General features: G+C 43.7%; 11 protein-coding genes and 1 tRNA gene. 6 read left to right on the top strand and 6 right to left on the bottom strand.

Features of this window, described 5'->3' with window-relative positions; genetic code table 11:
* Positions 1-11: 11 nt before the first annotated feature.
* Both sugE and efp read right to left on the bottom strand, forming a co-directional pair.
* Entirely contained in the window at positions 12-326 is a 315-nt protein-coding gene (gene sugE, locus AACS90_RS15580; protein ID WP_099120634.1) for a quaternary ammonium compound efflux SMR transporter SugE, read from the bottom strand.
* Between the two features lie 199 nt (positions 327-525).
* Positions 526-1092: an elongation factor P gene (gene efp, locus AACS90_RS15575; protein ID WP_099108859.1), complete on the bottom strand. Its 567-nt coding sequence runs from the start codon at positions 1090-1092 to the stop codon at positions 526-528.
* 40 nt (positions 1093-1132) lie between these two features.
* Between efp and epmB the strand changes: the two genes are divergently transcribed.
* The gene (gene epmB, locus AACS90_RS15570; RefSeq protein ID WP_099120633.1) at positions 1133-2161 is read left to right on the top strand and encodes an EF-P beta-lysylation protein EpmB; all 1029 of its coding nucleotides are present in this window, start codon (positions 1133-1135) and stop codon (positions 2159-2161) included.
* A gap of 127 nt (positions 2162-2288) precedes the next feature.
* On the opposite strand, the gene AACS90_RS15565 is transcribed toward epmB, so the two are convergent.
* The 4 genes from AACS90_RS15565 to AACS90_RS15550 all read right to left on the bottom strand — a co-directional run bounded on the left by AACS90_RS15565 (position 2289) and on the right by AACS90_RS15550 (position 5536).
* The gene (locus AACS90_RS15565; RefSeq protein WP_099120632.1) at positions 2289-2630 is read right to left on the bottom strand and encodes a DUF4156 domain-containing protein; all 342 of its coding nucleotides are present in this window, start codon (positions 2628-2630) and stop codon (positions 2289-2291) included.
* A gap of 220 nt (positions 2631-2850) precedes the next feature.
* Positions 2851-4497 (bottom strand): chaperonin GroEL, encoded by a 1647-nt coding sequence (gene groL / locus AACS90_RS15560; protein WP_099120631.1) that lies wholly within the window; start codon positions 4495-4497, stop codon positions 2851-2853.
* 55 nt (positions 4498-4552) lie between these two features.
* Positions 4553-4846, bottom strand: coding sequence for a co-chaperone GroES (locus tag AACS90_RS15555; protein WP_099108863.1), 294 nt, complete (start codon positions 4844-4846; stop codon positions 4553-4555).
* A 177-nt stretch (positions 4847-5023) separates the two neighbouring features.
* Positions 5024-5536 (bottom strand): FxsA family protein, encoded by a 513-nt coding sequence (locus tag AACS90_RS15550; protein WP_099120630.1) that lies wholly within the window; start codon positions 5534-5536, stop codon positions 5024-5026.
* Positions 5537-6061: 525 nt separating this feature from the next.
* Between AACS90_RS15550 and aspA the strand changes: the two genes are divergently transcribed.
* From aspA to AACS90_RS15525, 5 genes are all read left to right on the top strand, one after another.
* On the top strand, positions 6062-7486 hold the full coding sequence (gene aspA, locus AACS90_RS15545; RefSeq protein WP_099120628.1) for an aspartate ammonia-lyase: 1425 nt from the start codon (positions 6062-6064) through the stop codon (positions 7484-7486).
* A gap of 140 nt (positions 7487-7626) precedes the next feature.
* Positions 7627-8928 carry an anaerobic C4-dicarboxylate transporter gene (locus AACS90_RS15540; protein WP_099120627.1) on the top strand — a complete coding sequence of 434 codons (1302 nt, stop codon included), beginning with the start codon at positions 7627-7629 and terminating at the stop codon, positions 8926-8928.
* A gap of 220 nt (positions 8929-9148) precedes the next feature.
* On the top strand, positions 9149-10957 hold the full coding sequence (locus tag AACS90_RS15535) for a protein-disulfide reductase DsbD (protein ID WP_099120626.1): 1809 nt from the start codon (positions 9149-9151) through the stop codon (positions 10955-10957).
* Between the two features lie 24 nt (positions 10958-10981).
* Positions 10982-11554: a division control transcriptional repressor DicD gene (dicD, locus tag AACS90_RS15530; RefSeq protein WP_099120625.1), complete on the top strand. Its 573-nt coding sequence runs from the start codon at positions 10982-10984 to the stop codon at positions 11552-11554.
* 129 nt (positions 11555-11683) lie between these two features.
* Positions 11684-11759: transfer RNA gene (locus tag AACS90_RS15525), tRNA-Phe, on the top strand.
* Positions 11760-12222: the final 463 nt, after the last annotated feature.

Genomic DNA, 12222 nt, shown 5'->3' with positions numbered 1-12222 from the left:
ATTACAGGAAATCAGCTGGCAAGTTTCAAGCCAATAATGCCAACCACAATCAGGCCAAGACTTAATATTCTGGCAATATTTGCAGACTCACCCAATACCATAATCCCAAAAATCGCTGTACCTACCGCCCCAACACCTGTCCAAATCGCATAGGCTGTTCCTGCCGGAAGACTTTTCATAGCATAAGCCAGTAACCCTACGCTGATAGTCATCGCACTGGCAGTGATCAAACTCGGCACTAAACGGGAAAAACCCTGTGTATACTTCAGGCCCACAGCCCATACGACTTCAAATAAACCCGCAATGAGAAGTATCAACCAAGACATGTTTTAACCTTATATCTAATGGAAGCGGGGCCGTCCCCAATGAGATGACGTTTATCCGGGTCGTCCCAGATAACGATAGGAAATGAAAAGGGATTATAACGATCAACCCAAACCGCTGCAATGGTCGTAAAAATGACCATAAAAAAACCGCAACCTCTGGACGAAGAGGCTGCGGTTTTTCTAAAATAACAAAGCGAGATTATTTCACGCGAGAAACGTATTCGTTAGAACGGGTATCAACTTTGATGACTTCACCGATCTGGACAAACAAAGGTACTTTTACTACCGCGCCAGTGCTGAGAGTAGCTGGTTTACCACCAGTACCTGCGGTATCACCTTTCAGGCCTGGATCAGTATCAACAATTTCCAGCTCAACGAAGTTTGGTGGAGTCACAGCGATAGGACGGCCATCCCACAGAGTCAGAACACATTCTGCCTGATCGATCAGCCATTTAGCATTGTCACCAACGGCTTTCACATCTGCAGCTAACTGCTCGAAAGTTTCGTTGTTCATGAAATGCCAGAATTCACCGTCGTTGTACAGGTAAGTCAAATTGACATCCATAACATCTGCACTTTCAACAGAATCGGTTGATTTAAAAGTTTTTTCTAGCAGTTTGCCAGAAATCAGCTTACGAATACGAACACGGGCAAATGCCTGCCCTTTACCCGGTTTAACAAATTCACTGTCAAGAATAGCGCACGGCTCGCCATCTAACATGATTTTAAGACCTGAACGGAATTCATTGGTACTATAAGTAGCCATGGAGATCCTCTAATTTTTAACGAAATGGCTTAGCCAAAAAATGGCACACATTATAACCCATATTCACCCTGCCAGAGAAGTCTGGCTACAACAACTTACTGATGTTATCACTGATCCCAGTGAGTTGTTGCAATTGTTATCCCTGAACACGCACGCCTTATTGAAAGAAGGTAATGAGGCGCGACGCCTGTTTCCCTTGCGTGTGCCAAGAGCATTTGTATCACGAATGAAAAAGGGCGATCCGCAGGATCCCTTATTACTACAGGTTTTAACTGCACGAGAAGAGTTTGATACTCCAGCCGGATTTTCCACTGATCCATTAGATGAACAGCATCCGGTCGTTCCCGGCTTGTTACATAAATATCGCAACCGGGCGTTATTAATGGTTAAAGGAGGTTGTGCGGTCAACTGCCGTTACTGCTTCCGACGCCATTTCCCTTATGAAGATAACAAGGGCAATAAAAGTAACTGGCAATCAGCACTAGAGTATATTGAACAACATACTGAGCTTAATGAGATCATTTTCTCTGGCGGTGATCCTCTGATGGCAAAGGATCACGAACTGGATTGGCTGATTACTCAACTTGAGTCTATTCCTCATATTAAACGACTACGTATTCACACCCGTTTACCCGTTGTTATTCCCGACAGAGTGACGCTTTCATTATGTAATCGTCTGGCACAATCCAATTTGCAGGTCATTATGGTCACTCATATTAACCATGCAAACGAAATTGATGAGGCATTCCGGGAGAGTATGGCGCGGCTGAAACAAGCCGGAGTCACCCTGCTGAACCAGAGTGTCCTGTTACGAGGCGTAAATGATGACGCTGATATACTGGCTGATTTAAGTAATTCGTTATTTGATGCTGGTATTTTGCCTTACTACATCCATGTGTTGGATAAAGTACAGGGTGCAGCACACTTTCTTGTCAGTGATGAAGAAGCAAAAGCCATTATGCGGGAGCTATTAACCAAAGTCTCTGGCTATCTGGTGCCGTGTCTGACAAGAGAAATCGGTGGTGAACCAAGCAAAACTCCATTGGATTTAGGGTTAAAAAATAATTAACCAGCGAGGCTTTTTAATATTTTCGCGATAACAGGCAGTGCACAGAAATTCAGACAGCTGGCTCACAATGTTGCAGGCTGTTTTTCTGGGCATTGCCCGAATTCAATATGCTGCTTATCACTTACACTCAAGGACATTTATAGACTTGACCAACCATCTTGCTGTCGAGGGGAATAAAGCTATTTAACAGCCCCTCTGACGGACTATTTACGCCATATATTACATTCCCACCCATTTCAGCTGCTTTATTACGCAAATCATTAGCCGCACCACGCATAGAACTGCTTTCACTGCCGACGCCATTAAGCCAATTACTTTGAGTTCCCGTCACTTCACCTAACCGCTGGCATTCACTACCCGGCTGAGTATCCACAAAACGCACACCGGAACCTGCTGAAGTTAATTGATTATTTGTCGTGCATCCCGCTAACAGCAACACCGATGCGCCGAGCAAAAATTTTATTCGCATGTCTTCCCTCGTTGATTACGCTAACTTCATACACTTCGTCTTTCAAATTGCCTCTTTGTTGGCCGCGACACATCTTGAAATCCATTGTGTATATTACGATGATAAATTTAATCTTTTGTATGCTATTAATAGAAGAAAGTAAAAAGGCGAGCAGAAAAATCTGCTCGCCTTCAAAGTTTTACCCTAATAGACGGGAGATCCCATCATCAGGATGAGCGCATTACATCATGCCGCCCATTCCACCCATACCGCCCATGCCGCCAGCTGCGCCTAAGTCAGCTTTGTCATCTTTTGGCAGTTCAGTGATCATCGCTTCAGTTGTGATCATCAGACCAGCGATAGATGCTGCGAATTGCAGTGCAGAACGAGTTACTTTGGTTGGATCCAGGATACCCATTTCGATCATGTCGCCGTACTGTTCAGTTGCAGCGTTATAACCGTGGTTGCCCTGACCTGCTTTAATGTTGTTCACAACAACAGATGGCTCTTCACCTGCGTTCTCAACGATCTGACGCATTGGTGCTTCCATTGCGCGCAGTGCAACACGGATACCCACGTTCTGATCTTCGTTGTCACCAGTCAGGCTTGTGATAGCCCCTGCAACGCGAACCAGCGCCACACCACCACCAGCAACAACACCTTCTTCTACTGCTGCACGGGTTGCATGCAGTGCATCGTCAACACGTGCACGTTTTTCTTTCATTTCAACTTCAGTCGCTGCACCAACTTTGATTACAGCAACACCGCCTGCCAGTTTCGCTACGCGCTCCTGCAGTTTTTCACGGTCATAGTCAGAAGTGGATTCTTCGATTTGCTGACGAATTTGACCAACACGCGCTTCAATCGCGCTTGCTTCGCCTACGCCATCAATGATAGTAGTGGTGTCTTTGTTGATAACAACACGTTTTGCCTGACCCAGATCTTCCAGAGTTGCTTTTTCCAGCTCCAGACCAATCTCTTCAGAAATAACAGTACCGTTAGTCAGGATAGCAATATCCTGCAGCATTGCTTTACGGCGATCACCGAAACCTGGTGCTTTAACCGCAGCAACTTTCACGATACCACGCATGTTGTTCACAACCAGAGTAGCCAGTGCTTCGCCTTCAACATCTTCAGCGATGATGAGCAGAGGTTTGCTTGCTTTAGCTACACCTTCCAGAACTGGCAACAGTTCACGGATGTTGGAAACTTTTTTGTCTACCAACAGAATGTATGGGTTTTCCAGTTCAACAGAACCTGATTCTGGTTTGTTGATGAAATAAGGAGACAGGTAACCACGGTCGAACTGCATACCTTCAACAACATCCAGTTCGTCTTCCAGACCAGTACCTTCTTCAACGGTGATTACACCTTCTTTACCGACTTTATCCATCGCTTCTGCGATCAGTTTACCTACAGTTTCGTCGGAGTTTGCAGAGATTGTACCAACCTGTGCAATTGCAGTGGAATCAGAGCAAGGTACGGACAGTTTTTTCAGTTCTTCAACAGCGGAGATAACTGCTTTATCAATACCACGCTTCAGATCCATTGGGTTCATGCCAGCAGCAACGGCTTTCAGACCTTCGGTGACGATTGCTTGAGCCAGAACGGTTGCAGTAGTTGTACCATCACCAGCCGCATCGTTAGCTTTAGAAGCAACTTCTTTAACCATCTGTGCACCCATGTTTTCGAATTTGTCTTCTAATTCGATTTCACGTGCTACAGAAACACCATCTTTAGTAATTACAGGTGCACCAAAAGATTTATCCAAAACAACGTTACGACCTTTAGGACCCAGAGTCACTTTAACTGCATCAGCCAGTACATTCACACCACGCAACATTTTGCTGCGAGCATCATTACCAAATTTTACGTCTTTAGCTGCCATTGTATCTTTCCTTTAAATTCGTTCAATTAAGAAGATCTGAGCGTAAGATTTTCAATTACGCTTCAACAATTGCCAGAATATCGCTTTCAGACATGATCAACACTTCTTCGTTATCGATCTTCTCTGCTTTAACACCGTAACCTTCATTAAAAATGACGATATCACCCACTTTAACATCCAGAGCTTTAACATCACCGCTTTCCAGGATGCGACCATGGCCAACAGCAAGAACTTCACCACGGGTAGATTTGCCCGCAGCTGAACCGGTCAGAACGATTCCACCAGCAGATTTAGATTCAACTTCTTGACGTTTGACGATAACACGGTCGTGTAATGGACGAATTTTCATTGATAGATCTCCTATAAATAAAGTCCATATCAGGTAAGAGGATTGATACCAGAACCCAACAGAACCAGTACCATGAAGCTACAAGTTGGGGCTTATAGGCAGTACTTCAAGGGGGGATAGCAAAAAATATTTCACTTTTTTATTACCCGTGACAATCTCAGACAGTATGAGCTGAAGTTATTTCTTATTGTGGTCATTATCATACTCATTATGATTTTTTTGATCATCGCGAGTAATCTTATTCGATGCGTCATCCTGCCTGCGCTCATACTCTCCTTCAAATGTCTGACCATGATTACTATCCTGACCATATCCACCACGAACATTCGGACGGTAAAAAGTCAGATGTGGCAGTAATTTTGCTGTCAGCAATTTTTGCACAGGCGACAACAATAATAATAGCCCGAGAAAATCGGTAAAAAAGCCGGGAATAATTAACAGGAAACCCGCAATGACCAAAGAAACACTTTTGATTGCTTCTTCCGCAGGGCTTTCTCCAGCAGCCATTTTCTGCTGCATCGACATAAAGTTCTTTATGCCCTGATTACGAACCAGAGAAACCCCAACACAGGAAGTCAGAACAACCAGTAACAGCGTTAACAGGACGCCGACCTCAGAAGCGATGCGGACAAACAGTACTGATTCGATATAAATCAGCAGACATATCAGGATAAGAGGAAACCAGCGCACGTTGTTCTCCTGTAGTTGAAGAAAATGAGTTGAATAAAATGAAATTGGAGCAATTTAAGTTAAAGCAAATTAAGTTGAAGCAACTTAAAATGAGGCAGCCCAAAATGAGGCACCTGAAAGATGAAGGATATAAGCCGGTATTCTCATCCGCTTTAGGTGCTGTGTATACTACCAAAGCGTTTTTATTACCACGAATCTCGTTTATAACCCAGCTCATTGATAGCAACATCTATAGATGACTAGTTTGTATGGATAACATATGTGGGGATAACAATAACGGTTTTCAATACTTAGGACATTTGACTTTTTACCTGAGTAACCGTGACCTCAATCACACATATGTCATTTCATTAGTAAAATCGTACTATAAAGTGATCCAGGTTCAAGGCATTTCTGACAAATCCACATATGATCGCGCCTGCAATTTTGTGGTAATCACCTAATATCACAGCGATTGCTGTCGGCAACATTATCTCAACAAACATATAACAAACAGTAAAACGTATCCAATTTAAGAAGGTTCTCATGTCAAACAACATTCGTATCGAAGAAGACCTGTTAGGTAAACGTGAAGTCCCTGCTGAAGCCTATTACGGTATTCACACTCTACGTGCGATTGAAAACTTCTATATTAGTGACCGCTCCATCAACGATGTCCCTGAATTCATTCGCGGCATGGTCATGGTAAAAAAAGCGGCAGCACTGGCAAACAAAGAACTCCATACCATTCCCGGCAAAGTTGCAGATATCATTGTCAAAGCGTGTGATGAACTGCTCAACACAGGCAAATGTATGGATCAGTTCCCTGTTGATGTTTTTCAGGGTGGCGCAGGTACCTCGCTGAACATGAATACGAATGAGGTGCTGGCAAATATCGGTCTTGAATTGATGGGGCATCAGAAAGGTGAATATGAGTACCTGAACCCCAATGATCATCTGAACAGAAGCCAGTCAACTAACGATGCCTATCCTACCGGTTTCCGTATTGCTGTTTACAATGCAATCATGCAGTTGGTTGATTCAATCGAATTATTAAAAGCGGGCTTCGACAAAAAAGGTATTGAGTTCGACGATATCCTGAAGATGGGTCGTACTCAATTACAAGATGCGGTACCAATGACTCTGGGTCAGGAATTCCGCGCTTTTTCCATGTTATTAAAAGAAGAAATTAAAAATATTACTCGTACCGCCGAGCTGCTGCTGGAAGTGAACCTTGGGGCAACCGCTATCGGTACTGGTCTGAACACAGCACCTGGCTATCAGAAACTAGCTGTAGAAAAGCTGGCAGAAGTGACCGGCTTGCCTTGTGTACCTGCAGAAGATTTGATTGAAGCGACTTCTGACTGTGGTGCTTATGTTATGGTTCATAGTGCCCTGAAACGTCTGGCTGTTAAGATGTCTAAAATCTGTAACGACCTGCGTCTGCTGTCTTCCGGCCCACGTGCTGGTCTGAACGAAATCAACCTGCCAGAATTGCAGGCAGGCTCTTCCATCATGCCAGCAAAAGTAAACCCAGTTGTTCCAGAAGTTGTTAATCAGGTTTGCTTTAAAGTTATCGGTAACGATACCTGTATCACTATGGCAGCAGAAGCTGGTCAGTTGCAGCTGAACGTCATGGAACCAGCTATTGGTCAGGCTATGTTTGAATCTATGACTATCCTGAGCAACGCTTGCCGTAATCTGGTTGAGAAGTGCGTTAACGGTATTACTGCCAACAAAGAAGTCTGTGAAAGCTTTGTCTTTAACTCTATTGGTATCGTGACCTACCTGAACCCATTCATCGGTCACCATAATGGCGATATCGTAGGTAAAATCTGTGCAGAAACAGGTAAAAGCGTCCGAGAAGTTGTTTTGGAGCGTGGTCTGCTGACAGAAGCGGAATTAGATGATATTTTCTCTGTTGAGAACCTAAAAAATCCGACTTACAAAGCAAAACGTTTTGATGACTAATTAAATGATTATAATAACGAGTTCGTCTTAATTTTTAAGGCACGCTATTCCAACCGGAAGCGTGCCTTTTTAATTGGCAGCAAACACAAATTATTAACCATAGATTTTCATAAAACTAAATAAATGAAGGAGTATGTAACATGTTAGCCGTAGAATTGGTTATTGTTCTGCTGGCCATTTTTCTGGGGGCAAGATTAGGGGGAATCGGAATTGGCTTTGCGGGTGGAATTGGCGTTTTAATCCTCGCCATTCTAGGTGTAAAACCAGGCAGTATTCCATTTGATGTTATCTCAATTATTATGGCTGTGATTGCTGCAATATCAGCAATGCAAATAGCAGGCGGGTTAGACTACCTTGTCCAGCAAACTGAAAAATTACTGCGTAAGAACCCAAAATACATCACAATCCTCGCACCTATAGTCACTTACTTTCTGACTCTATTCGCAGGTACAGGGAACATCTCACTGGCAACACTGCCTGTTATTGCCGAAGTTGCTAAAGAGCAAGGCATCAAACCATGTCGTCCACTTTCGACTGCTGTCGTCTCCGCTCAAATCGGGATCACCGCCTCCCCTATCTCTGCGGCAGTTGTTTATATGGCTTCAGTTATGGAAGGGCAAGGTATCAGCTATATTCATTTGCTGATGATACTGCTGCCATCCACATTTTGTGCCATCGTGTTAATGTCATTCATCATTTCATGGCTTTTCGATTCCAAGTTGGCAAATGATCCTATCTATCAGAAACGTCTGGCTGACGGCCTGATAGAAATGCGCGGTGCATCTCAGATTGAAATCAAACCGAAGGCAAAACTCTCTGTTCTGCTATTTTTGCTGGGTGTTATCGGCGTTGTTATCTATGCGGTTATCAATAGCCCGAGTGTCGGGTTAGTGGAAAAACCACTGATGAATACCACCAACGCGATTCTGATTATTATGCTGAGTGTTGCGACGCTCACCACGGTTATTTGTTCCGTCAATACAGATGCTATTCTGAATTCGAGTACTTTTAAGGCTGGCATGAGTGCCTGTATTTGTATTCTGGGTGTTGCCTGGTTAGGTGATACTTTTGTTCAGGCCAATCTCGACTGGATTAAGGAAACTGCCGGTAACCTGATTCATTCTCGACCTTGGTTACTCGCGGTTATTTTCTTCTTCTGTTCAGCCTTATTGTATTCACAGGCAGCAACAGCGAAGGCATTAATGCCAATGGCATTAGCGCTGCATGTCACGCCATTGACTGCAATTGCCTCTTTCTCTGCTGTTTCCGGGCTGTTCATTCTGCCAACTTATCCAACTTTAGTTGCCGCAGTACAGATGGATGATACCGGCACAACCCGTATCGGACGTTTTGTTTTTAACCATCCGTTCTTTATTCCGGGTACGATTGCTGTTGGGCTGGCAGTCTCATTCGGCTTTCTGTTCGGTGGTATGATTCTGTAGCCTTCAGGCTTTATGTTTGATTTTCAGGGGGGTTAAACCCCCTGAAATATTTTCTTTCTTTTATCTTCTTCCCTGAAAAAAACACCTCTTTGCATTAATATTAATCAATCAGCTTTTTGTCACAGATTCCATCGGTTATAGTGCTCATTTTAGTCGTAGTGCCGATTCTGGTAAATTTAACCCATTGACTCCCTATAACTGGCAGGTAAAAAAATATCCTATGATGAAACGTATTCTCATATTGTTTCTACTGTTCGGTGCAATCAGTGCGTTCCCTCTTAAATCCAGTGCGCTATTTGAGCAACCCGGACAATTGGGGCAGAATCGGTATCTTCCCGCTGAACAGGCATTTATGTTTGATTTTCAGCAAAAAGGGGAACAATTGACACTAAGTTGGGATATTAAGCCCGGTTATTACCTCTATAGAAAACAGTTCGTTATCACCCCCGATCAGCAAACTTCTTTAGGCCATATTGATTTTTCCAAAGCAACAGCACATGAAGATGAATTTTTTGGCAAAACGAAGGTTTATTTTCAGTCAGCACACATCAATATCCCGATTATTGCTGCAACAAATGATTCAACACTTCAGGTGACATATCAGGGCTGCGCGGAAGCAGGCTACTGTTATCCTCCAGAAACAATCAGCGTGCCACTATACGCCGTAACCACGCCCATAAAACCATCAGCTAATGAAACACCAAAACAGCCAGAATCTAAACCTGCTGAAATAAAAACACCTCAAAGTGAATCACAGCCGCAGGAAAAAACGTTACTGAAAACGGATCAAATGCCATTTTCGCCTTTATGGGCATTATTGATTGGTATAGGTATCGCATTTACTCCATGTATCCTGCCAATGTATCCGTTAATCTCCGCTATTATTCTGGGACAGAAACGCCCTGAAAGCCTGAAACGTATCTTCTGGCTGGCAATGAGCTATGTGCAGGGAATGGCCATCACTTATACGGCCTTAGGGTTAATTGTCGCCGCAGCAGGTTTACAGTTTCAGGCCGCATTACAAAGCCCTTATATTCTGATAGGGCTTTCCGTCCTGTTTATTCTGTTAGCACTATCCATGTTCGGTATGTATTCACTCCAGCTCCCTTCTTCCGTTCAGACCCGTTTGGTGAACTGGAGTAATCAGCAAAAAAGTGGTTCCTATTTTGGTGTATTCGTCATGGGGATGCTGGCGGGCCTGATTGCATCCCCCTGCACAACCGCCCCGCTCAGCGCCATTTTACTGTACATTGCCCAAAGTGGTAACGCTGTGCTCGGTGGCCTGACACTTTATCTGTATGCACTGGGAATGGGTTTACCACTTATAGCCGTGACTTTATTCGGCCACAAATTCTTACCCCGCAGTGGCCCGTGGATGCAATATGTGAAAGAAGCATTCGGCTTTATTATCCTTGCGCTGCCAATATTTTTGCTGGAAAGAGTTCTGGGAGATGTATGGGGAATAAGGTTATGGAGCATATTAGCGGTTGCCTTCTGTGGCTGGGCTTTTTCATTGACGCTAAACCACAAAAACGGCTGGTTACGCACCCTACAGCTCATCTTACTGGCACTGGCTTTAATCGCCTCACGCCCTTTACAGGACTGGGTATGGGGCAATCCTGTTACAGAACAACAAAAAACATCTTTAGAATTCCAGCAAATCAGTGACTGGCAGGAATTGAGTCAGATTCTGGCTGAAAATCGCCATAAACCGATCATGCTGGATCTCTATGCAGAGTGGTGTGTCGCTTGTAAGGAATTTGAAAAATATACTTTCCGCGATCCACAAGTCCAAAAGCAGCTAAGTCACTTTCTCATATTGCAGGCCAATGTTACAAATAATGGCCCTGACCAGAAAGAGTTGCTGAAAAAACTGGAAGTGTTGGGGCTTCCGACTATCTTGTTTTTTGACACCCAAGGCAAGGAAATACCCGACTCGCGAGTCAACGGATTTATGGATGCAGAACGTTTTAATCGCCATTTACAGCATTTATACCCAATAGCTTCAGAACAGATAAAAGATCAATAAAAATCATTTAAAAGGAGAGCAACAGTGCAGCGTGAATACGTACTTAATCATGTACTCAATTTACTTGAGCAACAGGGTCTGTCAGTAACACTGGAGGCACTATTGACTCCCCTGAACATTGATATCGACCAAATAAAACATTTCTGGCCAGACCGCGAAGCCCTACTTTATGACTGCCTGCGTTTCCACAGCCAGCAAATAGAAGCCTGGCAGCGTCATATCCTGCTGGATGAAACATTGTCCCCGGAACAAAAGCTATTGGTCCGTTACGATACTCTCAAAGAAAAAGTAGAGGAAAATCGCTGCCCCGGTTGCCTGTTTATTGCAGCCTGTAGTGCTTTTCCTGATACCGATCACCCTATCCATCAATTAGCTGCATTACAAAAACAAAGCTCTTTTCAATATACAAATGGGCTATTACAGCAAATTGGCATTGAGAATAGTGAGCAAGTTGCCAAACAGATGGAACTTATCCTTGAAGGATGCCTCAGTAAACTATTAGTGAAAAAAGATATGGAAGATGTGGTCACCGCAAAACTGCTGGCTCAGGATATTCTGACCATAGCTAATTGCCGAAAAGAGGGTGCCTTAAGTTAAAAAAAGCTGGTAACGCTGAATAATTGCGCTTGATTAGTATAAAAATTCCGCCAACGACCATTTTTCATGTTTTTTTCGCAAAAAGTCGTTGACGGATTGGAGTGAATACTGTTTAATGCGTCCCCGTTAGCCCGGATAGCTCAGTCGGTAGAGCAGGGGATTGAAAATCCCCGTGTCGGTGGTTCGATTCCGCCTCCGGGCACCAAATTTCCATGCGGGTTTGTCCTAGGTTGTTAAATTTCCTGACAAAAGTGCAAAAAAGATTCAATCGTTAATTAAATGTTAACTCCTAATCAGCTCAATTTGTACTGTTTAGTTGAAAAGAACATTTAAGACAAGATATCAGGGTAGCTGTTTTAACAGTTACCCTTTTCTCGTTTAAGGTAATGATTTCAGTAATTGATTCTGATGTCAAGTAAGGGAAAAACTTTACGGGACAGGGGATCGATATTAGCCGTTTTCCATACCATCGATATTGATGCAGGGCAGTTCACTCACACCTCCACCTCAATCCTGTCTGAGACCTGCCCTGTCTTTTTTACGCCGTTTTATTCATTCTCATCGGCATGCTCATCAACAAAATCAGTATACAACCCCAGTTCCCGCTCCAGCGCTTTGCCCGTCACTTCCATATCAAGATCAATGTATTCCATCGTGGTCGCCACATT

The sequence above is a fragment of the Xenorhabdus sp. KK7.4 genome (assembly GCF_963876465.1).
Lineage (GTDB): Bacteria > Pseudomonadota > Gammaproteobacteria > Enterobacterales > Enterobacteriaceae > Xenorhabdus > Xenorhabdus stockiae.
This window is presented reverse-complemented; position numbering and strand designations above follow the sequence as displayed.

Excerpts from the sequence above, each read along its gene's own strand:
- sugE (WP_099120634.1), bottom strand. The coding sequence starts at position 326 with ATGTCTTGGTTGATACTTCTCATTGCGGGTTTATTTGAAGTCGTATGG.
- efp (WP_099108859.1), bottom strand. The coding sequence starts at position 1,092 with ATGGCTACTTATAGTACCAATGAATTCCGTTCAGGTCTTAAAATCATG.
- epmB (WP_099120633.1), top strand. The coding sequence starts at position 1,133 with ATGGCACACATTATAACCCATATTCACCCTGCCAGAGAAGTCTGGCTA.
- AACS90_RS15565 (WP_099120632.1), bottom strand. The coding sequence starts at position 2,630 with ATGCGAATAAAATTTTTGCTCGGCGCATCGGTGTTGCTGTTAGCGGGA.
- groL (WP_099120631.1), bottom strand. The coding sequence starts at position 4,497 with ATGGCAGCTAAAGACGTAAAATTTGGTAATGATGCTCGCAGCAAAATG.
- AACS90_RS15555 (WP_099108863.1), bottom strand. The coding sequence starts at position 4,846 with ATGAAAATTCGTCCATTACACGACCGTGTTATCGTCAAACGTCAAGAA.
- aspA (WP_099120628.1), top strand. The coding sequence starts at position 6,062 with ATGTCAAACAACATTCGTATCGAAGAAGACCTGTTAGGTAAACGTGAA.
- AACS90_RS15540 (WP_099120627.1), top strand. The coding sequence starts at position 7,627 with ATGTTAGCCGTAGAATTGGTTATTGTTCTGCTGGCCATTTTTCTGGGG.
- AACS90_RS15535 (WP_099120626.1), top strand. The coding sequence starts at position 9,149 with ATGATGAAACGTATTCTCATATTGTTTCTACTGTTCGGTGCAATCAGT.